We start from the raw sequence: 26,777 nt of genomic DNA on the forward strand, positions 1-26,777 counted from the left end.
GAACCATGACGAGTGCGCGCTGGTGGGACGTGGCTTTCGGCGGGGCCCTCGCCGCCATGGCGATCACGGTCGCCCTCTATCCGGCCGGTGGGAGCCTCGGCGGAGCGCTGGCCACCCTTGCCGGGCTCGGCCTGGCCTATCTGGGGTTCGGGCGGCGCGGCATCCGTCTTGTTTGCACCGGCCGGACGGCGTCCAGTGTGGCTTTTCTGGTGACGGTGATTCTCGGCTGTGGCGTGGGTGCCGCGTTCGCTCCAAACCTCGCAACCCTGCAGGCCATTGGATTTCCGGTGGTCTGGGTTCTCGCTGGCTCCTACGCGGCAGCGGTCTGGCTGAGCGCCACCCTCGCCATTTCGGTCGGTCTCGGCCTTACCCTGAGCCTCGGCGGCACCGTGGCAGCAGCGGCCGAAGCCGGTGCAACCGAGGCGATCTCGTTTATCTTCGCGATCGCCCTCGGGACCTGGATGACGCGCGTCATTTCCGCCGGCGAACGGCACCGCCGTCTGCTGGACGAGCTCACCGTCACGCAGGGCGAGCTCGCCACCCTGCACCGTGCGGCGGGCAGTTCCGCCGAACGGGAACGGCTGGCCCGCGACATTCACGACACCATCGCCCAAACCCTCACCGGGCTGGTCATGCTCGCCGAGCGCACCCGTGGTGAGCTCACGGCCATCCCGGCCCGGGTGTCGGCCGCGCAGGCCAGCATCGATTTGATCGAAACCAACGCCCGTGAAGCCCTCACCGAGACTCGCGCGCTGGTGGCCACCCTCTCACCGGTGCGCGAACCCGGGATGGGTCTGGCCGGCACGATTCTGCGGTTGGCCGATCGCTTCACGCAAGAAACAGGCATCCAGACGGATGCCACTGTGCAGGTCGGCGACATCGACCGCGAAGTCGAGGTGGTGCTCCTCCGCTGTGTGCAGGAGGGTCTCGCGAACGTGCGGCAGCATTCGGGGGCGGGGGCGGCATCCGTTCTGATCGAACGCATTGGGGCCGCGGTGGTACTCACCGTCAGCGACGACGGCTACGGCCTGGGCCGTCCCCGCGCCGACCCCAACACCGGCTTCGGTCTGGCCGGGATGCGCGACCGGGTACTGCTCGTGCACGGTGAATTGGAGCTTGGCACCCGGCCGACGGGCGGAACGCTGCTGCGGGTGACCGTGCCGTTGCCCGCACCGCCCGCCCTGGCGCCTGACCGGGAAACCCTCCGCACCGAGGTCGGCGCATGATTCGCGTGCTGGTTGCCGATGACCATCCCATCGTGCGCGGCGGTATCGTGAGCCTGCTGACCCAGGCCGACGACATCTCCATCGTCGGAGAGGCCGCGGACGGCGCCGAGGCGGTGCGATTGGCCTTGGAGCTTCGGCCCGATCTTGTGCTCATGGACCTGCGCATGCCCGGTCTGGGCGGCGCCGCGGCGACCGCGCAAATTGTCTCAACGGCGGCAAGCATCAGGGTCCTGATTCTGACGACGTATGAGAGCGACGACCAGATTCTTGGTGCAATCGAAGCCGGCGCGAGCGGTTACTTGCTCAAGGCCGCGCCCCAGGAGGAGATCATCGCCGGCGTGCGGTCGGTCGCAGCCGGTCAGACCGTGCTGGCTCCGACTATTGCAGCGAAGCTCGTGCACCGCGTTCGTGGGCAGACGGCAGTGGCACGGCTGTCACCGCGCGAACTCGACGTACTGCGGCTCGTCGGCGCGGGCGAGAGCAACCCCGAGATCGCACGATCGTTGTTCATCGGTGAGGCAACCGTGAAAACCCACCTATTGCACGTTTTTGAGAAACTCGCGGTGAAGGATCGCACCCGCGCGGTGACCCTCGCCATGGAACTCGGCCTGCTGTGAGTTCGGCCCGTTTCACACCGGGCCCGCTGTAGCGCGGGCTAGAGCAGCTTGCGCTCGAGCGCCCAGGCTGTCAGTTCGTGCCGACTCGACAGCTGCAGCTTGCGCAGCACGGACGAGACATGCGTTTCGACGGTCTTGGCCGCGATGAACAGGGTGCTGGCGACCTCCTTGTAGCTGTAGCCCCGGGCGATGAGGCGCATCACCTCGGTTTCGCGGGCGGAGAGCCGGTCGAGTTCTTCGGTCGTCTCGGCCGTCTCTCCGGCGACAGCGCCGAAGGCGTCGAGGACGAAGCCGGCCAGGCGGGGAGAGAACACGGCGTCACCGTCGGCGACCCGGCGGGCCGCCTCGGAGACTTCGGCTCCTGAGGCGCTCTTGGTGATGTAGCCGCGGGCCCCTGCTCGAATGACGCTCACGACGTCGTCGGCAGCGTCAGAGACGCTGAGCGCCAGGAACAGGGTGTGCGGTGCGCGCGGCGCCGCCTCACGAATGACCTCGGCGCCGCCCCCGCCGTGCCCGCCTGGCAGGTGCACGTCGAGCAGCACGACCCGCGGCTGCAGGTCGATCACCGAGTTGATGGCCGCGTCGACTGTCGCTGCCTCGCCGAGCACGGTGATGTCGGCATCGAGTTCGGCGCGCAGTCCCGACCGAAAGATGGAGTGGTCGTCGACGATGAGTACGCGCAGGCCAGCGGATGCCGCGCTCGGCTCGATGGCCGCCCGGTCGCTCACATTGTGGTCGGTCATCGCACGCTCGTTTCGGTGTGGTGCTCATCGGTGGCCGATACGGTTCGCGTCGGCAGGGTCAGCAGAATCTCGGTGCCGGCGCCGCCCGGACCTGGGCGCACGGCGGCGGTTCCGCCGGCCCGACGCATGCGCCCGAAAATGGATTCGCGCACGCCGAGGCGGTCTGGAGGAATCAGGGCGAGCCGAAAGCCCGGGCCCCGGTCAGTGACGCTCAGTTCAATGCCGCGTGCACTCGTCTCGAGGTACACCGACACGGCTCCGCCGGCATGCCTGGCCGCGTTGAGCATGGCCTCGCGGGCGGCCGCGACGAGCGATTCCGGGGCATCCGCGCTGCTCACGTTCGCTTCGGGGCTGGCCGCCGAACGCACGCCCACCCCGGCGCCGACCGTGACAACCTCGAAGTGCACCGCAAAGTCCTCTTCGATCTCCCCGGCGATGCGGCGCAGCGCGGCGGCCAGATCGGTCGCGGGTTCGGCGCCTCCGGATCGGCTCCCGGTGAACAGCCACTCGCGCAGTTCGCGTTCCTGCGCGCGGGCCAGCCGCGCGGCATCGCTGTGTGGCCCGGCCTTCTGCTGGATGAGCGCCAAGGTCTGCAGCACCGAATCGTGCAGGTGCGCGGCAATGTCGGCCCGTTCCGCTTCACGGGCCCGTGCGGCGCGCTCGTCGGCGAGGTCACTCCACAGCCGCAGCAGCCACGGCGCAGTCACCACTGCGACACCGAGCAGGACGGATGCCGCGGCCAGAATAACCGTCCACGCGTTCGGGTTGGTGCCCGTCACGAAAAACAGCAGAATACCCACGGCGACCAGGACCAGCGCCCCCAGAATGCGCACCAGCAACCCCGAGGATTGCTGAGCCGCGCCGCTGCGCATATCGGCGAACTGGCGCCAGGCGAGTGCGGTTCCGGCCAGCACGACGATGGCGGGCACCACCACGGCGAGCGGGATGTCGGCACCGAGGCGGCTCGCCACGAGGGCGCCACCGGCAGCCAGCAGGGCGAGGCCGAGCAGGATTTCGGTGACGGGCGCGGCTCGGGCGGAGTCGGCATCCGCTCGGGAGAACCCACTCCGGCCGATCATGGCCTCGGAACCCGACAGTGTCGCCGGGGCGGCCTGAACCGAGGCAGAGGAAAGAGCGGACGCGACATTCGACCGCGCGAGGCTCGACTTGGGCAGCGGGTCCGCTGCCGCGCCGCCCGAAGGAATCGTCACCCACAGCCAGGCATAGAACAGGGCACCGAAGCCGCTACAAAAGCTGAGCAGCACCGTGACCAGTCGCACCGTGGCGAGGGGAACGCCGGTGTGCTCGGCGAAACCGGCACACACTCCGCCGACGAGGCGGAGCCGGGGCCGGGTCATCCGTTCGGTTCTCACCTGTTCATCCAAGCACGCTCCACCCGCAGTGGAGATTCCACTGCCATCAATCAGGGTTCAATCAGGGTCATCCCCCATGGCAGCGGTCTCAGCGCGCTGTCAGACTCGGGTCATGACCGACACACCGAGGGCCCAAACACCTCGCCCCGACCAAATCACCCGCTTCTTCGACTGGATCCGCGGCAGCGGCCTCCACCGCGACGGCGACCGCTGGATCGCCGGCGTCTGCGGCGGCATTGCCGCCCGCACCGGGCTCGACCCACTGATCGTGCGCGGCATCGCCGTCGTGATCGCCATTCTCGGCGGACCCGTTGTCTTCGCTTACGCCGTCGGCTGGGCACTCCTGCCACGCGGCGGCCGTATCTATGCCGAAACCGCCATCCGCGGCCGCTTCGAACCGGCCATGATCGCGATCGGCGCTCTACTCCTGTTCACCGTCGTGCCGCTGTTCCGTGGCTTCGGATGGAACGGCTCAACCGGCCTGTGGGCGCTTCCCGATTGGATCGAGAGCCTCTTCTCCTTCGGCTGGGGTCTGGCAGTCACTGCGGGCATCGTCTGGCTGGTCGTGTATCTGGTGCGCCGTTCCCGGAAACCGCGCCGGGCACCCGATTCGAGGCCCGGTTTCGGGCCGTTCGCTCCCCCCGCTGGCCCGACCGGTTCAACCGGCCCGTTCGGCCCTGGCAGCGTCTACGACCCACGACCGGCTTCCGGTCCCGACGCGGGCATGTACCCCCAAACGGATGCTGCGGCCCCGTCGTCGGATTCCGCCCAGACGAGCACGACCACCGCGAGCGCGGGCCCTGCCGAACCGCACACCATAGCCGCCCCGAACCTGGCTGTCGCCGCCACGAGCACGGCCACGACAGCCGCTCCGACCGTCGGCACAACCTATGCCCCGATCAATCCGTACGCGCCGGACTCGGCCAGGAGCATCCGCTCTGAACAGAATCGAGCCTGGCAGGAACAGAACCGCGCCCGCCAGCAAGCCCACCGCGCCCGGGTTCGCGCCCGCCGTCCCGGTGCCGGCTACAGCGCCATCGTGCTGGGCCTGGCTTTGGCCACCGGCGCCGTGGCTGCCGGTGTGAATTCGAACGGCATCTGGTCGCAGGACGCGGTCATTCTCGGCGTCGCATTCGCCCTCGGAGTGCTCGCGCTCGGCATCGTCATCGCCGGAATCCGCGGACGCACCGACGGCGCCATGGGCGGGTTCGCCTTTCTGGCTGCGGCCACCCTCGTCGTGCTCGGAGTGTTCCCGCAGGGCACCCAATTCTCGGTTGTCGGCAACACCGTCTGGTCGCCGAGCGCGAATTCCGCCGCGGCAGACCAGACCTCCAGCTACGCCATGATCGTGGGCAACACCACGCTCAACCTGAGCGATTTCGACAACCCCGGTCTCGACGAGCACGCCGTCATCGACGTCTGGCTCCTCACCGGCGCCACCGACATTCAACTCCCACAGGATGCCCCGGTGCGCGTCGAATCGCACGCCCTGGTCGGCGGTGTGGAGTATTCCGGCCGCGCTGTTGCCGTTGAAAACGGCGAGAACATGGGCGTGCTCGCCGTCGATGCGCGCACCTTCAACGCGAGCAACCGTGGCGACGGCCCGCTCGTGCGCATCTGGACCCTCGCCGGCGTCGTGACGCTCGATTCCTCCAACAACTAGGACCCCACCATGACCACTCCGCTTTCCCCCACGGGCCCCGACGCCGCTCATCCCGGCGCGAACGCCCCCACCGAAGATTTCTCCGTGAACCCGGCTGACGACGCGCCGGCAACCGCGAATCTGGCGGACAATCCAACTGTCCCCGACCCGGAACCGCGCATTCCTCCGCGGGAGCACGATGCGACGCCCAGCTTCTTCGCCCCGAACACCGACAGGCCGACGACCACTGCTGCTGCCATGCCTCGACTGCGCCCCCGCTTCGCCACGATCCTCTGGGGCATCCTCCTGCTCGCCTTCGCCGCCTACATGGTGGTCTTCACGCTGCTGCCGGCGCCGCCGGATCCCACGCTCTGGCTACTCGGCGGCGTGATAGCGGTCGGGCTCGGCCTGGTCGTGGCCGGTATCGCCGCTGCCGCTCGTCGCGCCGACTGACGGGCGCCGCCCGGGCGCATCCGTGAAGCTACAGCGTGAGTCCCACAAGCACCGGCTCGGGCTGCAGGTTCACACCGAACTCGGCCTGCACCCGGCCGAGCACGTACCGCGCCAGTTCGGTCACTTCCGCGGCGGTGGCCCCGCCGGTATTCGTCAAGGCCAGGGTGTGTTTGCTCGACACGGCCGCCCTCGATCCCGGCAGGCGAAACCCCCGATTGACCCCGGAGCGTTCGATCAACCAGGCGGCGCTGAGCTTGACCAGTCGCACGGGTTCCTCACCGGGAATGGGTCCGACCCCCACATATTCCTCGAGCGGAATAACTCGATCAGCCGGCTCCGCCTCGAGCGGCCAGCGCGGGGCATCCGTCGGTAGGGAGCGCGCAAACGCCTCCGTCACGATCGGGTTGGTGAAGAACGATCCGGCGCTGAACGTGTCGGGGTCGCTGGGGTCTAGCACCATTCCCTTGCCGGCCCGCAGCCCGAGCACGGTTGCCCGCACGATCGAAAGCGGCACCCGGTCGCCGAGCTGAACACCAAGCGCCCCGGCGAGCTGGGCGTACTTCAACGGCTGGCCGAGGGTGCTTCCCAAAACGGATGCCTCGGCCGCGGTGTCGTGCAGCTCCAGCTCGATCGCGAGCACGACGCCGCGCAGCCCCTGCTTGAGCGCAGAGGTGCGGTAGCCGAGGCCCAGCTCGGCACGCTGCAGACGTTCGACCTCGCCGGTTTCATAGGAGAGAAAGTCGATCGCCACGAGGCTGTCCGCGAGCTCCTGGCCGTAGGCTCCAATGTTCTGCACCGGGGCGGCGCCGCACGATCCGGGGATGCCCGACAGCGCTTCGATGCCGGCCCAGCCGTGATCCACGGTATAGGCCACGAGGTCGTCCCACGGCTCGCCGGCCTGCACGCGGAGTCGCACCCGATCGGTCGGTCCGGTGACGGCATCCGCTTCGCTGGTGGCCTTACTGCCGAGCACCTCGATACCACGAGTCACCACATGGATGACGATGCCGTCGAAGCCCTCGTCGGCGACGACGGTGTTGGAGCCGCCGCCGAGCAACAACCAGTTCTCCTCCATGCCCCAGACCACGAGGGTCTCGTTGATGAGGTCCTGCTCGGTGACCGGCGCCACCCGCGCGGCTGGCGGCCCGCCGACCCGAAAGGTGGTGAGGGTACTGAGCGCAACGGGTTCAATCATGTTTCAGGCCAGGTTGACGCGCGCCTGCGCCTTGCCGAGAACGGTCGCTCCGTTGAACGTCACGGTGAGGTCAATGCGGGCGACGTGGGCTTCCAGGTCGATCGCGCCGACTTTGGCGACCACGGACACCGTGGCACCTTCAATGACATCAACGAAGACCGGGCGAGTAAATCGCACCTGGTAGTCCAGAACCCGGGCCGGGTCACCGACCCAGTCGACGACGGGCTGCACGGCCAGGCCCATGGTGAGCATGCCGTGGGCGAGCACTCCGGACAGTCCCACCGACTGCGCGACATCATCGCGGTAGTGAATGGCATTGAAATCACCGGATGCCCCGGCGTAGCGCACGAGGGAATCGCGGGTCAAGGGGAAATTTGCCTCGGCGACGACATCGCCGACAGTGAGCTCGGTCAGCACGGGGGTCATTCGTCTCCCCTGACGACGAGGGTGGAGATGGCGGTCACGACGTGCGCGCCCGCCGCATCAACAATGGTGGACTCGGCGGTCACCATTGAGTGGCCACCGAGGCTCTTGATACTCGTCACCGCGAGTGTCGCCGTGAGTTCATCGCCGGCGACGATCGGCCGGGTGTAGCTGAAGCGCTGGTCGCCGTGCACAACGCGGGTGAAGTCGATTCCGCCATCCGGTTCGGCCAGCAGTTGGGCGAGGGTGGCCTCCTGCACGACCACGGCAAAGGTCGGCGGGGCGACGACGTCGTGGTGGCCGGCCGCGCGGGCCGCTTCGGGATCGTGGTTGATCGGGTTGGTCGCGAACACGGCGCGGGAGAATTCGCGCACCTTTTCACGGCCGACAAGGTACGGTGCGACCGGCGGAAAGACCCGCCCCTGCAACTCTGGGTTCACTGACACTCGTCGAGTCTACTCAGAGAGCTCCCGCCGATTGTCAGGAGCACGCCGCGACAAGGCGCACACTATTAAGCGTGAAATGTGTATCCGTGCGCCTCGGTGACCCCGAAGTAGCCCCTCTTCTGCTTGACCTGCACCGTGAATACGAAACCAGATACGGTGACGGCGATTCCGTGCACGACGTCGACGGGGCAGAGTTCGATCCGCCCACCGGCGGCTTTCTCGTTCTAGTCGACGGTGACACCACCGTCGCCGGCGGCGGCCTGCGCCAATACGACGCCACCACCGCCGAGGTCAAGCGCATGTGGACCAACCCCGATTACCGACGCCAGGGTCACGCGAAGACGATTCTGGGCGAACTCGAGAAGCTCGCCCGAGATCTCGGCTACGAGCGGATGCGTTTGGAAACCGGCTACGCGCAGCCCGAAGCCCTCGCCCTCTACCGCAGCCTCGGTTTCATCGACATCGGTAACTACGGCATCTACGAGCACGCCTCCGGTTTCGAGCTGCTCCTCTCGAGAGCGCAAGAAGTGCCCGTTTGACGCTCACAATCGGGCACTTTTTGCACTCTCGCGGGCAGGAAACCGCGGAGGGGAGGTAGCGTTAGGGGGCCATGCAAAACAAATTGATTCCGCACCCCGACCTTCCGATCGACCTGCCGACCGACGAGCGCATTCGCGCCGCCGTCGCACACTACGGCGAGAACGTCGTCATCGACAACGCCGTGGCCCTGTTGCGCGCCAAGAACGCTGGAAAAGACTTTCTGCTCTATGCCGGCGGACGCCACGCACTCGGCATCCTCGAGGGTGCACCCGCGCTGTATTGGCCCGAACTGTGGGGCGCCCGCGCGCTGCTGCACGTCTGGGGCGAGCAGGCCGCGCCGTACATCGTCGTCGGCCTGAACAACCAGGCATGGCGTGTGCGCGAAATGTGCGCCAAGGTTGTGCTGCTGCGCGGCCTGCAGGTCGTACCCAAGCTCGTGCGTCTCACCACCGACGAGAACCCGCGCGTGCGTTCCGCCGCGCTGCACGCCCTCGCCGACCAGGGCACCGCCGACAATATCGCCACGATCGAAGTGCGCCTGCGCGACTCCGACAAGGAAGTGCGCCGTGCCGCCCAGCAGGCTCGCGACGCCATTCGCTCCCGCCTCAAGCTGACCGAGCCCGAAACCGAGCCCGAGCCTTAGCTCGACTCGGGCATCCGCTGTCTAGGGGCGCCGGAGCAGCGCTCCCTCGTGCCGACAGGTGGCCGCGGCGGTGAGCATGGCGTCGGCCAAAAGTGCCTTCCAGGCCGTGGAATCCTGCGGCACCCCGTCGTTCACGATGGTGCAAACGGATGCCGCCAGCGTCGCGTCCCCCGCGCCCATCGTGTCAATGACCGGGCCATCAAGCTCGGCGATCGGGACACTGACCAGCCCATTGTTCTCGAATGAGACTGAAGCACCGAGCCGCCCGGCGGTCGCCAGCACCGTGTGCGCGCCCCCCTCGACGAGTCGTTCCCGCAGCTCGTCGAGCGTGCTGTCGTAGAGGAGGTCGGCGTCTTCGTCGCCGACCTTCACGAGCAGGCTGCGAGCGGCGAGCGCCTCAAAGTTGCGCACGAAGCGCGGTCCGTCGTGCAGCATGCCGGCCCGCGGGTTCGGGTCGATCACGAGGCGATGCTCCGGGTCGGTGACGCAGGCGGCGAACGCCTCGGTCTGCGCGGTGTCGTCGAACGGAAAACAGCTCACGACGACGACGGCGGCGGCGGCGAGCGCGGCCCGCTCGGCCGCGCCGAACTCGATTCGGCGCGCTTTGGCGGCGTCATTGAAGAAGTAGCGCGGTTCACCATCCGTGCGATCCGACACAGCCCGGGAAGACCCGAGCGGGCCCGGTGTCGCGATCAGTTGCACGCCGTACTGGTCGAGGAAGGACCGAAGCACCACACCGTCGGCGTCGTCACCGACCATCGCGATCAGCGTCGTCGGCACCCCGAGCACGGCCAGACCCACCGCTACGTTCAGAGCTGCGCCGCCGGCAAATTCCCGACTCGCCTCGGAGTCACGCAGCACATCGATCAGGGCATCACCGACAACGACGACACGGGAGGGGGCGTTGAGTTCAGGCATGGGGTCCAATCTCTCCGGAGCCGCGAGCGATGAGCTCGGTCGGCACGATGTAGGGGTGCGCGGGGGTCTGGTCGCCGTCCAGGCGGGCCAGCAGGCGTTCGGCTGCGACCTCGCCGATCCGCTGCGGATTCTGGGCAACCACCGAAAGGCCGGGGCTGAGCAGGTCAGCAAGAGAAATATCGTCGAACCCAACCACGGCCACCCGGTTCTGCAACGCCCGAGCGCGCAACGCGGTGATAGCACCGATGGTGACGAGGTTCTGACTGGTGAACAACGCTGTCGGCGGGTTAGGCGAGTCGAGCAGGGCCAGCACGGCCCGGTTCGCGGACGCTTCGTCGTGCAGGTCGACAATCACCGGAATGTCGCGGGTGGCCACGCCCGCTCGGCCCAGTTCCTCGAGAAAACCGCGTCGACGTTCGCGGGCCGTCTGAATTGAATCGAGGTCGCCCAGATAGGCAATGCGGCGGTGTCCGTGTTCCAACAGATGCCGGGTGGCAAGGGCCGCGCCGGCGGCATTGTCGCTGACGACAGCATCCGCTTCAATTCCGGCCGGTTCGCGGTCGATGAACACCATGGGCGTTCTGCGACGCAGCTCCGGAGCCAGGTAGGCCTGACTCGTGGCGACCGTGGCGAGAATCAGGCCGTCAACCCGGCGTTGCAGAAAAGCCGAGACGAGGGCCTCCTCCCGCTCGGAATCGTCGTCGAGACTTGAGGCAAACACCGCGATTCCACGAGCGGTCGCGGCCTTTTCAACGGCCCGATGCAGTGTTCCATAGAACGGGTTGGCCACGCTGCCCACGAGCAGACCGAGGGTCTTGGTGCGTCCGTCCGCGCGGCGCAGGTTACCGGCGTGCAGATCGGGCTGATAGTCGAGGCTGTCAGCGGCTTGTTTGACCTTGGCGCGAGTGGCCGGTGAAACATCGGGCTCACCGTTGATAACCCGGGATACTGTTTTAATGCCGACGCCGGCGAGCGCGGCGACCTGACGCATGGTCGGCCGGGGCCGCGGGCCGACACTGCTTTCCGACATCGTTGTCACGGTTTCACTCCGTCTTGGTTAAGTGCCTTGACTCTACAACAATTATGGTCTAAAAATAGCACCGACATCGTTGTCAGGGAGATCCCCTCCCGCCAACCAGAGGAGATTCACTGATGAATCGCACAGCACACAGCACGGTCTCTCGACGCATCGTTGCCGCGGTCTCCGTAGCCACCTTTGCCACACTCGGCTTCGCCGGCTGCGCCAGCGGCGGGGCAACCGACGGCGCGAGTAGCGGAGGCGGATCCGATGAGATCGGCGTTTCGCTGATCGTCAAGACCACCAGCAACCCCTTCTTCATCGCCATGCAGGAAGGCGCCAAGACCGCCGCCGACGACCTCGGCATCACGCTCACGCTCGCCGCGGGCAAGGAAGACGGCGACGAAGACACCCAGATCCAAGCGATCGAGAACTCGATCTCCAAGGGCGACAGGGGAATCCTGATCACCGTCAACGGCCCCGGCGTCGAAGACGCACTGGTCAAGGCGCGCGACGCCGGACTGTACGTGATCGCCCTCGACACCCCGCCCACCAACCCCGACGCGGTCGACATCACGTTCGCGACCGACAACTTTGCGGCCGGCCAGGAGATCGGTAAGTGGGCCGCAGCCAAGCTCGACGGCGAAAAAGCCACGATCGCGCTGCTCGACCTCTTCGACGACAAGATCGTCTCCGTCGACTACAACCGCGACCAGGGCTTCCTCGACGGAATGGGCATCGACACCGCGGACGTCGAGAAGAACGGCGACGAAGAGAAGACCGGCAGCTACAGCGGCGGCGACTATGAGATCGTCGGCAGCGAAGCCACCACGGGCGCTGAGGATGGCGGCCGCACCGGTGCCGAAAACCTGCTCAGCCAGAACCCCGACATCAACGTGGTCTACACGATCAACGAACCGGCCGCCTACGGTGCTTACCAGGCCTTCAAAGCCGCCGGCAAGACCGACATGATCATCGTCTCCGTCGACGGCGGCTGCGAAGGCGTCAGCCAGGTGAAGGACGGCATCATCGGTGCCACCGCCCAGCAGTACCCGGTCAAGATGGCCGAACTCGGTGTGCAGGCCATCTTCGACCTCGTCGACTCGGGTACCAAGCCCGAGGTGACCGAGGGCCTCGACTTCTTCGACACCGGCGTCGCCCTCGTCACCGACGACACGCAGACCGGGGTCGAGTCCATCGACACCACCGCGGCCTCGAAGATCTGCTGGGGCTAAGCCCCACCCGTTCCGCGCGGGATGTCCGGCATCCGGGCATCCCGCGTACTCCTACCCTCGACCAATGGAGGTCGCTCGTGAGTCAGTCCACCCAACAGGTACCGGCAACTACCGGGCCGCACGATCTGGCCGAGGAATTTCTCGACCGCACCACGCCGCTCAGCCGCTTGCGCAACGTCATGCACCGCTACCCGGCGCTTAGCCCGGCCATCGTGCTGGTACTGGCGATCATCGTCTTCGGCCTGCTCAATGAGCGGTTTCTCAATCCCGCCAACCTGTCGTTGATCACCCAACAGGTGGCAGTGGTGGGCACACTGGCCATCGCCCAGACCCTCATCATCCTCACCGCCGGCATCGACCTCTCGGTCGGCGCGGTCATGGTGCTCGCGATGATGATCACCGCCCAAGTCACCGTGCAGACCGGAATGCCCGCCATTCTTGGGCTGCTCCTCGGTCTCGTCGTCGGCCTCGCCGCCGGCGCATTCAACGGGTTTCTGGTCACCAAACTGCGACTGCCTCCGTTCATCGTCACCCTCGGCACGCTCAACATCTTTCTGGCCCTCACCCTGCTCTACACGGCCGGTGCCACGGTGCGCGGCGGCGATATGCCCGACCTGCTGACCTGGTCGGGAACCACCTTCAACATCGGTGGTGTCAACTTCACCACCGGCGTGCTCATGATGCTCGTGCTCTACTTCGCTATCGCCTTCATTCTCAACAACACCTCATGGGGTCGCCACGTCTACGCGGTCGGTGACGACAAGGAGGCCGCCCGCCTCGCCGGGATCCGGGTCAACCGGGTGCTCATGAGCGTCTACATCGCCGCCGGGGCCATTCTCGCCATCGGCGCGTGGATCCAGATCGGCCGCAGCAACGCCGCCTCCCCCAACGCGAGCGGCGACCTCAACCTCGACTCCATCACCGCCGTCGTCATCGGCGGAACCAGCCTGTTCGGTGGTCGCGGAACCGTCTGGGGAACCCTGCTGGGCGCCCTCATCGTCGGCGTGTTTCGCAACGGGCTCTCCCTCGCCGGACTCGACGTGCTGTGGCAGACCTTCGCCGTCGGCGTGCTCATCGTCGTGGCTGTCTCGGTCGACCAGTGGATTCGAAAGGTACGCAAATGACCCTCACAACGGATGCCGCCGCCACGCCGGCCGCAGAATCTCGCCAGCCCATCCTGCAAGCCCGCAACCTCGTGAAAACCTACGGCCGGGTCGTGGGCCTCGACGGGGTGAGCCTCGACCTCTACCCCGGCGAAGTCCTCGCCATTATCGGCGACAACGGAGCGGGCAAGTCCACCCTGATCAAATGCCTGACCGGAGCCGAAGTCGCCGACGAAGGTGAGATTCTGCTCGATGGCAAGCCCGTGCACTTCAAGCGGCCGCAGGACGCCCACCTCGCCGGTATCGAGACCGTTTACCAGACGCTCGCCGTGTCGCCTGCCCTCGACGTGGCCAGCAATCTGTTCCTCGGCCGCGAAGAACGTCGTAAGGGAATTCTCGGCTCGGTCTTTCGCATGGTCGATAAGAAGGGCATGCGCAAGAAGGCACGCCAGCAACTTGCCGACCTCGGCATCACGACGCTGCAAGACGTCACGGTTCCGGTGGAGAACCTCTCTGGCGGGCAGCGGCAGGCCGTGGCCGTGGCCCGGGCGGCCGCATTCGGGTCCAAGGTCGTCGTTCTCGACGAACCGACCGCTGCTCTCGGCGTGCGCGAGTCAAACCAGGTGCTGCAGCTCGTGAAGAACCTACGCGACCGCGGTATCCCGGTCATCTTGATCAGCCACAACATGCCGCACGTGTTCGAGGTCGCCGACCGCATCCACATTCAACGGCTTGGCAAGTGCGCCACGACGATCACCCCCCAGTCACACAGCATGACCGATGCTGTGGCCATCATGACCGGGGCGCGCAAGGCATGAATGGGCCGGTGGTCGCCCTTTACGCCGAGTTCACCGCGCTTCCCGGCCACGAGGGTGACGTCGCTCGCCTGCTGCAGGACCTCACGACGCACGTGCGACGGGAGGCCGGCTGCATCCGCTTTGATCCATACCAACTCGTCAGCAACCCGGCGGCATTCTTCGTCTCCGAGGAATATCGCGACCCGGCAGCGTTCGACGCGCACCGCGCCGCCGCTTACGGGGCCGAGTTCAACCGGCAGCTTGGGTCGCTCATCGCGGGCGACGGCTCCACCCTGACTTTTCTGACTCCACTGGTCTGAGTCAGGCCTCGATCCGGGTCCGGCACAGCACTTGTGAGTACAGCAGCCGTGAGTATAGAAAAAGCCGGTAGAAGGAGTTCACTCTCCTTCTACCGGCTGCGCTGGCACTATGTCGCGTTAAACGCTCTTGCGTCCTGACATGGACCGCATCAGGAACATGATCACCGCGATGATCGCCAGTACGATACCGACCCACAGCAGAAATTGAAGCGACTCCACCAGGCCTCCGGTAATGAGCAGCACCACCGCAACAACGGCCACAACGATGAGTAACGGGTTCATAATCCGACCTTTCATTTCACGCGCGGGAAGATCCCGATTGCAGCGATACTACCCCTGATGGGGGTCAACAGCAGATGCCGCGTGCGGCATTTGCTGTTGTGTCACCAGCGCGCTATTTAGTACGTCGAAAGCGTGGGCTCAATCTCTTTGACCCACGCCAGAATGCCGCCCTCAACCTGACGCACGTGTTCGTAACCCTGGCGCTGCAGCTCGTCGAGCACGACAGCCGAGCGGGGGCCCGCCTTGCAGTGCACCACGATGTCGCGGTCGCGCGCGAGCCGGGCCTGTCCAGAAAAGATGATGCCCTGCGGCACGAGCAGCGCCCCGGCAATGTGCACGATGTCGTATTCGTCGGGTTCGCGAACATCGACGAGGTCGAAGTCGATCTCGCCCCGCGCGCGTCGATCCAGCAGGGCGGCGAGTAGCTGGACCGAAATCGCATCCTTGGTCGATGTTCCGCAGAACACGTCGTAGTCGATCAGCGCGGTGATCGCTTCGGTCGCGGGGTCACGCACAATACTGATTTCGCGCCAGGTCGCCTCGAGCGCATTGAACAACACAACTCGGCCAAGCAACGTGCGCCCTACCCCGGTGATCAACTTCACAGCCTCGGCGACCATCGTCGAGCCGATCGTTCCGCAGAGCATTCCAAATACTCCGCCCTCGCTGCAGCTGGGCACCGAGCCGGCCGGCGGGGCTTCCGGATACAGGTCTCGGTAGGTCGGGCCGTGCCCGTTCCAGAACACGCTCACCTGCCCATCGAAGCGCAGGATGGAGCCCCAGACGCAGGGTTTGCCGAGCATCGCGGCAGCGTCGCTGACCAGGTAGCGCGTGGCGAAGGTGTCGGCGCCGTCGACGATCAGGTCGTACTGGGCGAACAGGTCCAGAGCGTTCGCCGCGGTAAGCCAGACGTCGTGCTGGTGCACCGTGACCAGCGGATTGAGCTCGGCGATCGCGGCCGCTGCCGATTCCAGTTTCGAGCGGCCGAGGTCTGAGTTGCCGTGGATGATCTGGCGCTGCAGGTTGCTGAGGTCCACGTTGTCGTGATCGACGATACCGAGCGTGCCCACCCCGGCGGCCGCGAGGTAGAGCAGTACCGGCGAGCCGAGACCGCCAGCGCCGATCACGAGAACGCGCGCATTCTTCAGTCGCCGCTGGCTGAGCATTCCGATTTCGGGAATAAGAATGTGGCGCGAGTACCGCTCGCGCTCAGCTGCGGTGAGCTCGTCGCCGGGTTCGACGAGCGGCGCGAGCATCCGCTTCACAGGTTGGGCCGCCCGGCCATCGTCGATGACGCGAGGGCGAGCTCACGCCGCGGAATGCGGCCGGCCCTGGCTGCCCGCCGACCCGCGATAACGGCGTGCTTGAACGCGTCGGCCATGAGGACCGGGTTCTGCGCGCGCGTCACCGCGGTGGCCAGCAGCACAGCATCGCAACCCAGCTCCATCGCCCGTGCAGCATCAGAGGCGGTACCGATCCCGGCGTCGAGCACCACAGGAACGCCGGCGCGGGCCACGATCAGTTCGATATTGTGCGGGTTGAGAATACCGAGGCCGGTGCCGATCGGCGCCCCGAGCGGCATCACGGCCGCAGCTCCCAGATGTTCGAGCCGCAGCGCGAGCACGGGGTCGTCATTTGTATAGGCGAACACCGTGAAGCCCCGCGCGACGAGCTGTTCGGTGGCCTCGACCAGTTCGACCGCGTCGGGCAGCAGGGTCTGCTCGTCGGCGATGACCTCGAGCTTGATCCAGTCGGTTTCGAGGGCTTCCCGAGCCAACTCGGCGGTGAGAACGGCCTCACGCGCGGTGAAACAGCCGGCCGTGTTCGGCAACACGCGGATGGAATTGTGCAGTAGCAGATCGAAGAGCGAGCCGGTGGTGACCACGTTGTGGCGCCGCATCGCAACGGTGGTCAGTTCGGTTCCGGAGGCACGCAGTGCCGCCCCGAGGCCATCGAGACTCGGCGCGCCCCCGGTGCCCATGATCAGGCGGGAGGTCAGCTCCACGCCGTCGATGACGAGGCCGTCAGGGGTCTTAGGCACGGTCATCCTCCCTGCACCGCGGTCACGATTTCAATTTCATCGCCCACCGCCAGCGCGGTAGTCCACCACAGGCTGCGGGGAACGACCGCGGCGTTTCGCGCCACGGCTACTCCGAGGCGGCTTCCGTCGACTGCCTGGCCGCTTATTGTGATGGGTCGCCCGGTGATCTCGGCGAGGAGGTCGGTCACGGTGCCGCCGGGCGGTACGGTTCGTTTCTGGCCATTGACGGCAATAGTTACGGTCACGAGTGGCCTCCTTTCAGTGAAGTGGGTGCGGGCGGGCGGCTCGCCGAGAACCGATCGGGCCGAAAGTTTCGCCACCGATCATCTAGGGTTCCCTCAACGAGCTGAAGACAGTACTGGGCTGCAATCGGGGTCAGCAGCACACCGTGGCGAAAGAATCCGGTGGCAATGATGAGGCCGGTAATGTCACCGTCCGGACACCGAACGCGGCCGAGGAGCGGCGCATTGTCCGGCGTTCCCGGACGAGCCCGAGCGGTGGTTTCGATCAGTTCGAGCTCGCTGACCGCCGGCAGCAGAACCTGCGCGTCCCGCAGCAGCTGATAGACGCCGCCGGCCGACACCACGCCCGAGCCGTCTTCACGCTGGGTGGCTCCGATCACGAGCGTTCCGTCGGTGCGCGGAACCAGATACACCGGCACGCCGTGCACCAACCCGCGCACCGTGCAGGTGAGCAGGGGCCGAAGATGCTCGGGCACCCGCAATCGAAGTATGTCCCCGTAGACCGGGCGAAGCGGCAGGCGCAGGTGCTCGGGCAGCCCGCTCAACTCGGCCGCCGCTAGCCCATTGGCCACGACCACTTCGGCCGCTTGGATCGTGCGGCCATCAGCCAGGGCGACACCGGTGACGCGCGAAGAAGCATCCGCCGTATCTGCGTGCAGTAACCCACTGGCACGAACCCGAATCAGGGCGTTTCGGCCGTTTTGCGCGAGCGCGAATTGGATGCGTTCGGTAAGCCGGCGCGGATCGACCTGGTGGTCTTGTTCCACAAGAAAGGCGCCGGAAATCTGGGGACTCAGCAGCGGTTCAAGCACCCGGGCTTCGCGCACGGTGAGGGGCTCGACCCCCAGTCCATTGGCCACTTGCACTGCGCGCAGGTCGGCGAGGGCTTGCCGGTCGGCCGCCTCGGCGCCCACGTTCAGGGTTGTGGTTCGCTGGTATCCGGTGGCGTCGCTATCGGTTCCGAGCGAGTCGATGAAGTCGGGATACAACTTCGAGGACGCGAGCGTGAGATCAAGCAAGGCTTCTTCCTGGTAGTGCAGCTCGCTGACCGCTGCGAGCATTCCGGCTGCAGCGTAGGTGGCGCCTCCGGCCGGGTCTGGGTCGATGACGACCACGGTACGGCCAGAATGCGCCAGCGTCCAGGCGATACCGAGCCCGATGATGCCGCCGCCGATGACGGCCACATCAACCGTTCGCTGTGTTCGCCGCTCACTCATGGTGTGCACCGATGCCAGGGCAGCGCCCTTTAGGGTTGGTCGCATGGACCCCATCACCGCCCGGCTGTATCTCTGCACCGATGCCAGAAGGGATCGCGGTGATTTCGCCGACTTTGTGGATGCCGCCTTCGCCGGCGGGGTCGACATCATCCAACTGCGCGACAAGACCATCGATGCCGCCGAGGAACTTCACTATCTCGAGATTCTGCACACGGTCGCCGACCGTCACGCCCGGCTGTGGGCGGTCAACGACCGGGCGGATATCGCCGGCCTGGCCGGCGCACCGGTTTTTCATGTCGGCCAGACCGATCTGCCACTGCCCGCCGCCCGCCGGCTGCTCGGCACGGCTGCGCGGATCGGCCTGTCCACTCACACCACCGCGCAAGTGGATGCCGCCCTCACCGCCGACAACCTCGACTATTTCTGCGTCGGTCCGGTCTGGGCGACGCCAACGAAGCCCGGGCGTGCAGCGGTCGGAACCGATCTGCTGCGCTATGCGGCCGCCCAGAGCGCATCCGCTGGCACCCTGCGCCCCTGGTTTGCCATCGGCGGCATCGATCTTGGAAACATCGGCCAAGTGGTCGATGCCGGCGCCACCAGGATAGTGGTGGTGCGCGCGATCACCGATGCCGACGACCCGACGGATGCCGCCGAGCGGCTTCTTGCCAGCCTCCCGCCGCTTGGCTAGTCCCGCCGACCGCACCGCGTTCATCGCACGCCTGCGACCAGAGTGGAGACCGCTGTCGAACGGGCGAACAGCCGATGAAAGTGGTGAATGGGGCCGTTTCCCTGGCCGACCTCGAGGTCGTCGGCGTGGGCCAGGGCGTCCTGGAGCCAGTCTTTGACCTCGACGAGGGACTGCGCCCAGTCACCGGTTCTTGCCTGCACCGTGGCCATGGCCGAGGAGAGCGAGCATCCGGTGCCGTGCGTGTTGCTGGTACTGATACGTGGCAACGCGACCTCGACCACGCTGCGTGCCAGCAAGCCCTGGGTGTTGACCAGGGCGTCCGGGCAGTTGGCTTCGTTGAGATGGCCGCCTTTGACCAGCACGGTGACACCGGTGCTGGCAGACAATCTTTTGCCCTGCTCGAGGACCTTTGCCCAGGTGGCAGCCGGGTGTTCCCCCAGGAGAACGGCTAACTCGAAAACGTTGGGCGTGACGAGATCGACCTGAGGAATCAAGTCGCGCAGCGCCTGCTCTGCTGACGGTTCGAGCAGCCGGTCCCCGCTCGTAGCCACCATCACCGGGTCGAGCACCACCAGGGGCGGTCGACACTCGGAGAGCCAGGAACGCACCTCGGTGATGACGTCGAGTTGCGCGAGCATGCCGATCTTGACGGCGTCGATGGTCACATCGTCGCTCACGGCGTGCAGTTGCTCACGCAGAAAAGCCACAGGCGGGGTGTGCACCGACCGCACCCCGCGCGTATTCTGCGCGACCAACGCAGTCATCACAGCCATGCCGTAGCCGCCGTTGGCCGCGATACTCTTCAGATCGGCCTGAACGCCGGCGCCGCCGGTCGGATCGGTTCCGGCGATGCTGAGAATTCGAGGCGTTTGCCGCAGCGCGAGCTGGGAGGTTCGATCAGTCATCCGTGACATTCCTTCGCTAGTACTAACTAGACAGGTTCAACGGGTATTGATCTCAGCACGCACACTATGTGCGGCACCCCGTGTCACGGTCAAGCCTATACGCGCGCACGCGTTCAGAGCACGACCGCCACCAACGCCCACACAGTGGTTCGAACGCACTGATTTGCGCTCGTAGTGCGCCCGCGCAGCCGCAGACCGACCGATCCGGATGCAAAGTCACGAAATGGCAGTGAGAAGAAACTTCTGAACTCATGTCATCATTTTGCTGAGTTTCTCTCGCCTTTAGAGGCGATTTGGGCTATAATTGTGGGTGAAGGAGGCACCGACGCCATGACCCTCACCGCCCCGCCCGCTGCAGCCGGCTCGATGCCGGAGCCTGAGGGTTCTCGGGTGGCGGTCATAGGTCAGGCTGGTGCTTTGCTGGGCTCTGTTTTGGACGGAACGCGGTTTGGTCACCTCGATGACAGCGAAGCTGTCGCCGTGTTGGCGGCGTTGGAAGAGCTGGGTCGCAGGGTTGATGGTGCAAGGCTACGAGCCACCACTGACATTGGGGTTCGTGCCGAGACCGACCTGGGCAGCGGGTCGCTCGCTTATAGAAACGGATGCCGTACGCGGATCGAATTCATCACGCAGCTCGCTGGTATCTCCGGCCGTGAAGCCAAACGGCGTCTGAAGCTGGGCGAGACCGTCGTGGAACGCACGCCGATGGGCCTGCCGGTGCCAGCCCGGTATCCGGTCATTGCCGCCGGTCTCACCAGCGGGGAGCTCGGGGTGGAATCGGCCGAGATCATCGCCACCACCCTGACCGCGCTGCACGGGAAAGTCCTGCAGGACGACCTCGACCACGTCGAACGTGCCCTGGTCGCCACCGCCACCGGCGCGATCACCCCCGAAACCGCCGGGCTGCCCGGGGCGGGCATCCGCTTCGCACCGGATCTGCTGCGGGCGCAAGCCCTGGAGTGGCAGGGCCGCCTCGACCCCGACGGCACCGCCCCCAATGACGACGTGACGGAGGCCACAAGCACACTGACGTTCGGGCTGCTGCGCAACGGGCTCTACCCGCTGCGCGCCGACGTCACCCCCGAGCTGCGCGGCATCATGGACACCCTCTTCGACACCTACCTGTCCGCCCGGTCTCGCACGCCTCGGTTCGAACCGACCGAATCCGTTGACGACACCGGTACCGGCACCGAGCTGGACGGCGTCGACGTTACTGACCCGAACGCCGACACCGAGCGTTTCAGCGCGGACCCGTTCACCGGGGACACCCGCTACGACGGCGACCGCCGCACCGCCGGCGAGAAACGCGCCGACATCCTCCGCTCGGTGTTCGAAGCTGCCGCCCGCGATCCGAAAACCCCGACGATGGGCGGCGCGGCGCCGACGGTGATGATTCACGTCAATGCCGCCGACCTTGACCAGGGCCGCGGCGTCGGCTGGATCGACGGCATCGAAGCGCCAGTGTCGTTGCGCCGGGTGAAAGAAGCCATCTGCGCCGGCGGCGCCCAAAAAATCGTCGTCGGCACCAACGGCGACATCCTCTACCTCGGCGACAAAATGCGCTGCTTCAGCCCAAAGCAACGAGCCGCCATCAGTGCCCGCGACGAAGGCTGCATCATCCCCGGCTGCACCATCCCCGCCCGCTGGTGCGAAGTCCACCACATACAACCCCACCACCAGGGCGGACCAACCACCATCACCAATGGCACCCTGTTGTGCTGGTTCCACCACCACACCATCGACACCAACGGCTGGAACATCCGCATGATCAACGGCAGACCCCAAANACGGCTGGAACATCCGCATGATCAACGGCAGACCCCAAATACGCGGGCCCGTCCTCTGGGACCCCACCCAAACCTGGCGACCAGCCCACACCCACCGCGCCAACACCCCCAGCCCCGAACCACCCTGGCGCACCTAGCAGGAGCCAGCCCGCTCGGAAGAGACGTCGATGATCGCGCGTTCGTCATTCCGCTGCTTTACTGACTCACATGGCAACGGCCGTGCTTGTCTCCGCCTTCGCCAGCTGGAAAGCTGACGAAGAACCTGCACACTTAGTCACACTCGTCGAGCGAGGTTTTGACATCATTGCGGCTGGGTTTCCAACTTGAGCCCGGCATCCCCTAGGGTCCCATCATAAACTGAGCGCATGCGCACTGCCGGAGTGGATCTCGCCGCCGAGCCCAAAGGCACCGCACTGGCCGTCATCGACTGGGACGACAGCCGCGCATCACTGTGCGAGCTCCACCTCGGCATCGCTGACAACATCATCGTCCGCACAGCGGGCACCGTTGAGAAACTCGGCATTGACTGCGCGTTCGGCTGGCCGGACGAGTTCGTGCGCTTTGTGGTCGCGCACTCCAGCGGCGACCAAAGCCAGCCCGGAGTCGATGGCGGAATGGACTGGCGCCGCACCCTGGCCTACCGCGAGACCGATCGTGAAGTACGGAAAAGGACCGGACGATGGCCGCTCAGCGTGTCCACCGACCGGCTCGGACTCACCGCCATGCGGTGCGCCGGGCTGCTGGCCAGGATCTCCGAGACCGGCATCATCGTCGACAGGTCAGGTTCCGGAGTCGTCGCAGAAATCTACCCGGGAGCATCGCTACGCCTGTGGGGCTTCTCCACGACGGGGTATCGAACGGAGCCCACCGTCCGGAAGAAGCTCCTCCAACGCATTCAGGATGCCGCGCCGTGGCTCGATCTCGGCCCGTTCGCCCCACAGATGATCACGTCAGCGGATGCCTTCGACGCCGTGATCGCCGCACTCGCCGCCCGCAGTGCCGCCCTGGGCTTCTACGAGCCGCCTGAACCATCCGTGCTCGATCGCGCCCGCCGAGAAGGCTGGATATTGCTCCCGTCCGGCTCCCTCACCGATCTGCTCCGGTAGCGGCCTGAGTTTCTCAAGTTCCACCACCCTGCGACGCCGTCGCTTACGGCTACTGATCTGGTCCGCTCGCTCCGGGACCACGGCATGGATGCCGCGATCCCGGAGTACCTGATGTCTTGCCGCTTGCGCCGAATGGTTAGGCCGCGGCCTGTTCGGGCGGGCCGTGGGCGCGGAGGTGAGCGAAGTGTGTTTGCGACGACGGATGCTGGGACTGGAGATCAGCTGACTTGCGGGAATCCGAGGTTGATCTCACTTGTCGACGGGTCGGGCCAACGGGTGGTCACCACCTTGTTACGGGTATAGAAGCGAATGCTGTCCGGCCCATACATGTGCGTGTCGCCGAACAGTGATGACTTCCAGCCGCCGAAGGAGAACGACCCAACCGGCACCGGTATGGGCAAGTTGACCCCGACCATTCCGGCCTCAATCTCAAATTCGAATTGCCGCGCGGCACCGCCGTCGCGCGTGAAGATGGCTACACCGTTGCCGAACTCGTTCTCGTTGGTCAACTGAATGGCCTCTTCAAAGGTGTCCACGCGGACGACGGACAGTACGGGGCCAAAGATCTCGTCGTCGTACACCTTCATGCCTGGCTTCACGTGGTCGATCAGGCTGACGCCGATGAAGAAGCCATCTGACTCAAACTGGTGTTCGCGACCGTCCACAACAACGGTGGCACCTTCATCCGCTGCTCCGGCAACATACGAGGCAACCCTGTCGCGGTGCGCAGCGGTGATCAGCGGGCCCATCTCTGAAGCAGCATCCGTTCCCGCGCCGATCGTCAGTCCGGCCATCCGCTGTCTGATGGCATCGACGAGTTCATCAGCAATACCGCCAACGGCCACGAGCACACTGACCGCCATGCAGCGCTCCCCCGCTGAGCCGTACGCCGCCGACACGGCCGCATCTGCAGCCATATTCAGATCGGCATCCGGGAGTACCACCATGTGGTTCTTAGCGCCGCCCAGCGCCTGCACGCGCTTGCCGTTTTCGGCGGCCCGCTTATAGATGGACTTGGCAACAGGCGTGGATCCGACGAAGCTGATGGCCTTCACCTGCGGGTGTTCCAACAGCGCATCCACGGCTTCCTTGTCGCCTTGGACAACGTTCAGCACGCCGTCGGGGAGCCCTGCCTCGGAGAAAATCTCGGCAATGAAGATGGCCGTAGATGGGTCTTTCTCGCTGGGCTTGAGCAGAACGGTGTTGCCGCAGGCCAGCGCACTGCCAATCATCCATAGCGGCACCATGGCCGGAAAATTGAACGGAGTAACGCAGGCCACTACGCCAACCGGCTGGCGCACCGAGTGAACATCGACGCCGGTCGACACCTGCTCTGAGTGCTCCCCCTTGAGCATGTGGGAGAGTCCGGTGGCGAACTCGATATTCTCCAGGCCTCGGGTAATCTCGCCCTCCGCATCAGAAAGCACCTTGCCGTGTTCGCTGGTGAGGATGGCCGCCAGCTCCGACTTGCGCTCGCTGAGGAGCTCTCGAACCTTGAAAAAGATGTTGGTGCGTTTGGCCAGGCTGGTGGCCCGCCACCCCGGCAGTGCCGCACTGGCGGCCCCGATAGCTTCCTCGACCCGGGATGCTGAAGCTAAAGCGACCTCCTTGTTTTGCTCTCCGGTGGCGGGATTGTATACGGGGGCAAAACGCTCGGCGTCGGTGATCTTTCGACCATTGATGTAGTGCGGAATTCGCTGCATGGGAGTGCTCTCTGTAACTGCGGAACGCGGGTCAGTGGTTGAGGTCACGACTGTTGTCATCAGCTGACCTGCACTTGGGCTAGCGCCGGAATCCGCTCCGGTTCCGGGTCGGGAGCCAGGGTTCCGTCGACGAGCTTGACGATTATGGAACAATCTTTACCGCCCTGTTCAGCATCGAGAACGCGCTGGAACAATTGCTGCACGTGCTCCCCAATCTCCAGTGGTGTATTGGTTGCCCGCGCGGCGGCGATAGCCAGGCCGATATCTTTATTGGCCAACTCCGTCGTGAACGTAGGTGCAAAAGCAGTGTTAGCGGCGGAGGATGCCACGACTCCGGCAATCGGATACCAGGTGCGCAGGGCCCAACTGTCACCGGAGGAAACCGACGCGATATCCCAGAACACCTGTTTGTCAAGACCGAGACGATCGGCCAGAACAGCACCTTCAGCGGCCCCCGCGAGATTGATGAACAGCATGAGATTGTTGCAGATCTTCGCCGCCTGGCCTGTGGTAGCTCCGCCAGTCGGAATGATGTTGGCAGACATCGACTCGATGAACGTGCTGGCAGCAGAGACGGCGTCGGGTTCCCCGCCGATCATGAACGTCAATGTTCCAGCCTGAGCACCGCTGATCCCGCCGGAAACGGGAGCGTCAACAAAACGGAATCCAGCCTCGGCTGCCGCATCGTGAAGCTTTTGAGCGGATTCGACGTCAATGGTGGAGGAATCGACAAGAAGGGTGCCGGGACTCACCGAGGCCAGCACGCCGCCTTCACCCAAGTACACGGCAATGGCGTGGTCACCTTTGGGCAGCATGGTGAAGACGACCTCGGCGCCAGAGACAGCATCCGCGATGCTGCTTGCCGGTGTGAGCCCATTGGCCGCCGCAGCCGCGAGCGCCTGCGGATTCAGGTCGAAGCCTCGCACTTCATGCCCGGCCTTCACCAGGTTTGCCGTCATCGGGCCACCCATATTGCCCAGACCGATCCATCCGATTGCACCCATTGGCAAGCTCCTTTGCTCTTTTCCAGCGAAAACACAATTTCTTTATAACCACCATCACACCGTGTTACGGTGCAATCAAGATAAAAAAATACAGAGACCCTGTGCATTCATGCACAAATACTCTGATGCACTCATTGATTGGAAGGCCGGCGCCTGATGGTTGATTTCAAGCGGTTCCCGAGCCCGGATGATCTGCTCATCCTGCTCACCGTGGCGCGCCTAGGGCGATTCACCGCCGTGGCCGAGGCGCTGAAAACCACCCACACCACCATTTCCCGTCGGATTCTGGCGCTGGATAAGCGGCTGGGTGGGCGCACCCTCGAGCGAAGCCCGCACGGATGGGAACTCACAGAGCTGGGAAACCAGGCAGTCCGCGCAGCTGAGATCATCGAGACCAGCCTGGGCGCTCTCACTGCAACGCTCGCGCATGACGCGGATCCGCTTTTCGGACTCGTACGCATCAGCACGCCCGACGGCTTCGGCGCAGCTTTTGTCACCCCCGCCTTAGTCAAGCTTCAACAGCAACATCCCAAGCTGAATGTGGAGATGCTCAGCGCTACAAGAAAGATCAACCAGAACCGCTCCGGCGTCGACTTGGAAGTCGTGGTCGGCCCAATCGACGCGAGTAGAGCACAGACGATATTTCTGACGAACTATTTCATCCGACTGTATGCCAGCCCCGAATACCTCGGCACGAAAGGAACTCCAAAGACTATTGATGACATCAAGGACCACAATTTTGTGTCCTACGTTGAGTCATCCCTCCAGGTAACCGAGCTGGGGCATCGCTCGTCACAGTTGCCAAATCCAGCCGCAAGCTTCCAATCCACCAGTATCTTCGGCCAGGTCGAAGCGGTGCGACGCCACAGTGGCATCGGATTGCTTCCGTCTTTCATGGTGTGGGGGCGGCCTGGTTTTGTCCCCGTGTTACCGGATTCTTTTCGCCGGGAGCTGCCAATTTGGGCTGCCGCTCGCGCCGAGTCGCTTCGGTCCATGGCCGTGAAGGCAGCAATTGAGGCCATCCAGCAGGAGATCTCCGAACGCCGGAACGAATTGGCGGCCTAACTGGTACGGCGGCCCACCCGGTCTGTGGTTTCACAGATCTGCCTG

The 26,777-nt window shown here is 65.4% G+C and carries 28 protein-coding genes, 1 pseudogene and 1 riboswitch; of the genes and pseudogenes, 14 read left to right on the plus strand and 15 right to left on the minus strand.

From position 1 onward, the window contains the following. Window positions 1-5 precede the first annotated feature (5 nt). Window positions 6-1,226 (plus strand): sensor histidine kinase, encoded by a 1,221-nt coding sequence (locus E3T39_RS06485; protein WP_134513878.1) that lies wholly within the window; start codon window positions 6-8, stop codon window positions 1,224-1,226. Continuing rightward, window positions 1,223-1,843, plus strand: coding sequence for a response regulator (locus tag E3T39_RS06490; protein WP_134513879.1), 621 nt, complete (start codon window positions 1,223-1,225; stop codon window positions 1,841-1,843). The genes E3T39_RS06485 and E3T39_RS06490 overlap by 4 nt, the downstream gene beginning before the upstream one ends. Window positions 1,844-1,881: 38 nt before the next feature. Here E3T39_RS06490 and E3T39_RS06495 read toward each other — a convergent pair whose 3' ends face one another. Both E3T39_RS06495 and E3T39_RS06500 read right to left on the minus strand, forming a co-directional pair. Continuing rightward, window positions 1,882-2,586 carry a LuxR C-terminal-related transcriptional regulator gene (locus E3T39_RS06495; protein WP_134513880.1) on the minus strand — a complete coding sequence of 235 codons (705 nt, stop codon included), beginning with the start codon at window positions 2,584-2,586 and terminating at the stop codon, window positions 1,882-1,884. Beyond that, window positions 2,583-3,959, minus strand: a complete 1,377-nt coding sequence (locus E3T39_RS06500; RefSeq protein WP_134513881.1) for an ATP-binding protein — start codon at window positions 3,957-3,959, stop codon at window positions 2,583-2,585. The genes E3T39_RS06495 and E3T39_RS06500 overlap by 4 nt, the downstream gene beginning before the upstream one ends. Window positions 3,960-4,071: 112 nt before the next feature. Between E3T39_RS06500 and E3T39_RS06505 the strand changes: the two genes are divergently transcribed. Together E3T39_RS06505 and E3T39_RS06510 are read left to right on the plus strand one after the other, a co-directional pair. Next, complete coding sequence (locus tag E3T39_RS06505; RefSeq protein WP_166784064.1) at window positions 4,072-5,622, plus strand: PspC domain-containing protein; 1,551 nt, start codon at window positions 4,072-4,074, stop codon at window positions 5,620-5,622. Window positions 5,623-5,631: 9 nt separating this feature from the next. After that, entirely contained in the window at window positions 5,632-6,054 is a 423-nt protein-coding gene (locus tag E3T39_RS06510) for a hypothetical protein (RefSeq protein ID WP_134513883.1), read from the plus strand. Window positions 6,055-6,082: 28 nt separating this feature from the next. Here E3T39_RS06510 and E3T39_RS06515 read toward each other — a convergent pair whose 3' ends face one another. The 3 genes from E3T39_RS06515 to E3T39_RS06525 are packed head-to-tail and all read right to left on the minus strand — an operon-like array spanning window position 6,083 to window position 8,118. After that, window positions 6,083-7,249 carry a UDP-N-acetylmuramate dehydrogenase gene (locus tag E3T39_RS06515; protein WP_134513884.1) on the minus strand — a complete coding sequence of 389 codons (1,167 nt, stop codon included), beginning with the start codon at window positions 7,247-7,249 and terminating at the stop codon, window positions 6,083-6,085. Window positions 7,250-7,252: 3 nt separating this feature from the next. Further along, a complete protein-coding gene (locus E3T39_RS06520) occupies window positions 7,253-7,675 on the minus strand; it encodes a MaoC family dehydratase (protein WP_134513885.1) in 423 nt (140 codons plus the stop codon). Next, on the minus strand, window positions 7,672-8,118 hold the full coding sequence (locus E3T39_RS06525; RefSeq protein ID WP_134513886.1) for an FAS1-like dehydratase domain-containing protein: 447 nt from the start codon (window positions 8,116-8,118) through the stop codon (window positions 7,672-7,674). Before E3T39_RS06525 ends, E3T39_RS06520 begins: the two co-directional genes overlap by 4 nt. Before the next feature lie 71 nt (window positions 8,119-8,189). On the opposite strand from E3T39_RS06525, the gene E3T39_RS06530 reads away from it, so the two are divergent. Continuing rightward, entirely contained in the window at window positions 8,190-8,657 is a 468-nt protein-coding gene (locus E3T39_RS06530) for a GNAT family N-acetyltransferase (protein WP_166784065.1), read from the plus strand. 71 nt (window positions 8,658-8,728) lie between these two features. Continuing rightward, window positions 8,729-9,301 (plus strand): HEAT repeat domain-containing protein, encoded by a 573-nt coding sequence (locus E3T39_RS06535; protein WP_134513888.1) that lies wholly within the window; start codon window positions 8,729-8,731, stop codon window positions 9,299-9,301. A gap of 21 nt (window positions 9,302-9,322) precedes the next feature. Here E3T39_RS06535 and E3T39_RS06540 read toward each other — a convergent pair whose 3' ends face one another. Together E3T39_RS06540 and E3T39_RS06545 are read right to left on the minus strand one after the other, a co-directional pair. Further along, window positions 9,323-10,219 (minus strand): PfkB family carbohydrate kinase, encoded by an 897-nt coding sequence (locus tag E3T39_RS06540; RefSeq protein ID WP_134513889.1) that lies wholly within the window; start codon window positions 10,217-10,219, stop codon window positions 9,323-9,325. Beyond that, window positions 10,212-11,249, minus strand: a complete 1,038-nt coding sequence (locus E3T39_RS06545) for a LacI family DNA-binding transcriptional regulator (RefSeq protein ID WP_241979545.1) — start codon at window positions 11,247-11,249, stop codon at window positions 10,212-10,214. Before E3T39_RS06545 ends, E3T39_RS06540 begins: the two co-directional genes overlap by 8 nt. 122 nt (window positions 11,250-11,371) lie before the next feature. On the opposite strand from E3T39_RS06545, the gene E3T39_RS06550 reads away from it, so the two are divergent. The 4 genes from E3T39_RS06550 (at window position 11,372) to E3T39_RS06565 (ending at window position 14,692) form a co-directional block, all read left to right on the plus strand. Next, window positions 11,372-12,472: a substrate-binding domain-containing protein gene (locus E3T39_RS06550; protein WP_134513890.1), complete on the plus strand. Its 1,101-nt coding sequence runs from the start codon at window positions 11,372-11,374 to the stop codon at window positions 12,470-12,472. Between the two features lie 77 nt (window positions 12,473-12,549). Continuing rightward, window positions 12,550-13,596, plus strand: a complete 1,047-nt coding sequence (locus E3T39_RS06555; RefSeq protein ID WP_241979546.1) for an ABC transporter permease — start codon at window positions 12,550-12,552, stop codon at window positions 13,594-13,596. Further along, a complete protein-coding gene (locus E3T39_RS06560; protein WP_134513891.1) occupies window positions 13,593-14,393 on the plus strand; it encodes an ATP-binding cassette domain-containing protein in 801 nt (266 codons plus the stop codon). Before E3T39_RS06555 ends, E3T39_RS06560 begins: the two co-directional genes overlap by 4 nt. Further along, the gene (locus E3T39_RS06565) at window positions 14,390-14,692 is read left to right on the plus strand and encodes a putative quinol monooxygenase (protein ID WP_134513892.1); all 303 of its coding nucleotides are present in this window, start codon (window positions 14,390-14,392) and stop codon (window positions 14,690-14,692) included. Before E3T39_RS06560 ends, E3T39_RS06565 begins: the two co-directional genes overlap by 4 nt. A gap of 117 nt (window positions 14,693-14,809) precedes the next feature. Here the strand turns inward: E3T39_RS06565 and E3T39_RS16135 are convergent, their stop codons facing one another. The 5 genes from E3T39_RS16135 to thiO all read right to left on the minus strand — a co-directional run bounded on the left by E3T39_RS16135 (window position 14,810) and on the right by thiO (window position 18,474). After that, window positions 14,810-14,974, minus strand: coding sequence for a hypothetical protein (locus E3T39_RS16135; protein ID WP_166784066.1), 165 nt, complete (start codon window positions 14,972-14,974; stop codon window positions 14,810-14,812). Window positions 14,975-15,090: 116 nt separating this feature from the next. Then, window positions 15,091-16,230 carry a molybdopterin-synthase adenylyltransferase MoeB gene (gene moeB / locus E3T39_RS06570; RefSeq protein ID WP_134513893.1) on the minus strand — a complete coding sequence of 380 codons (1,140 nt, stop codon included), beginning with the start codon at window positions 16,228-16,230 and terminating at the stop codon, window positions 15,091-15,093. Between the two features lie 5 nt (window positions 16,231-16,235). Continuing rightward, window positions 16,236-17,015 (minus strand): thiazole synthase, encoded by a 780-nt coding sequence (locus tag E3T39_RS06575; protein WP_420898145.1) that lies wholly within the window; start codon window positions 17,013-17,015, stop codon window positions 16,236-16,238. 2 nt (window positions 17,016-17,017) lie between these two features. Continuing rightward, window positions 17,018-17,260, minus strand: a complete 243-nt coding sequence (gene thiS / locus E3T39_RS06580) for a sulfur carrier protein ThiS (RefSeq protein ID WP_134513895.1) — start codon at window positions 17,258-17,260, stop codon at window positions 17,018-17,020. Next, window positions 17,257-18,474, minus strand: a complete 1,218-nt coding sequence (gene thiO, locus E3T39_RS06585) for a glycine oxidase ThiO (protein ID WP_134513896.1) — start codon at window positions 18,472-18,474, stop codon at window positions 17,257-17,259. The genes thiS and thiO overlap by 4 nt, the downstream gene beginning before the upstream one ends. Window positions 18,475-18,517: 43 nt before the next feature. On the opposite strand from thiO, the gene thiE reads away from it, so the two are divergent. After that, entirely contained in the window at window positions 18,518-19,162 is a 645-nt protein-coding gene (gene thiE / locus E3T39_RS06590) for a thiamine phosphate synthase (protein WP_241979547.1), read from the plus strand. Between the two features lie 68 nt (window positions 19,163-19,230). Here thiE and thiD read toward each other — a convergent pair. Continuing rightward, window positions 19,231-20,076: pseudogene (gene thiD, locus E3T39_RS06595) on the minus strand (bifunctional hydroxymethylpyrimidine kinase/phosphomethylpyrimidine kinase); the annotation flags it as partial. Beyond that, window positions 20,059-20,158: riboswitch (TPP riboswitch) on the minus strand. (Overlaps the previous pseudogene by 18 nt.) Window positions 20,159-20,433: 275 nt before the next feature. On the opposite strand from thiD, the gene E3T39_RS06600 reads away from it, so the two are divergent. Then, window positions 20,434-22,056 (plus strand): HNH endonuclease signature motif containing protein, encoded by a 1,623-nt coding sequence (locus E3T39_RS06600; protein ID WP_478213413.1) that lies wholly within the window; start codon window positions 20,434-20,436, stop codon window positions 22,054-22,056. 163 nt (window positions 22,057-22,219) lie between these two features. Further along, window positions 22,220-22,960 (plus strand): DUF429 domain-containing protein, encoded by a 741-nt coding sequence (locus E3T39_RS06605; protein WP_134513900.1) that lies wholly within the window; start codon window positions 22,220-22,222, stop codon window positions 22,958-22,960. Between the two features lie 218 nt (window positions 22,961-23,178). Here the strand turns inward: E3T39_RS06605 and E3T39_RS06610 are convergent, their stop codons facing one another. Further along, a complete protein-coding gene (locus E3T39_RS06610; RefSeq protein WP_134513901.1) occupies window positions 23,179-24,663 on the minus strand; it encodes a CoA-acylating methylmalonate-semialdehyde dehydrogenase in 1,485 nt (494 codons plus the stop codon). Window positions 24,664-24,722: 59 nt separating this feature from the next. Then, on the minus strand, window positions 24,723-25,667 hold the full coding sequence (gene mmsB / locus E3T39_RS06615) for a 3-hydroxyisobutyrate dehydrogenase (protein WP_134513902.1): 945 nt from the start codon (window positions 25,665-25,667) through the stop codon (window positions 24,723-24,725). A 156-nt stretch (window positions 25,668-25,823) separates the two neighbouring features. Here mmsB and E3T39_RS06620 point away from each other — a divergent pair, with 156 nt between their 5' ends. Next, complete coding sequence (locus E3T39_RS06620; protein WP_134513903.1) at window positions 25,824-26,732, plus strand: LysR family transcriptional regulator; 909 nt, start codon at window positions 25,824-25,826, stop codon at window positions 26,730-26,732. Window positions 26,733-26,777: the final 45 nt, after the last annotated feature.

The organism is Cryobacterium suzukii, assembly GCF_004403185.1.
Taxonomy (GTDB): Bacteria; Actinomycetota; Actinomycetes; order Actinomycetales; family Microbacteriaceae; genus Cryobacterium; species Cryobacterium suzukii.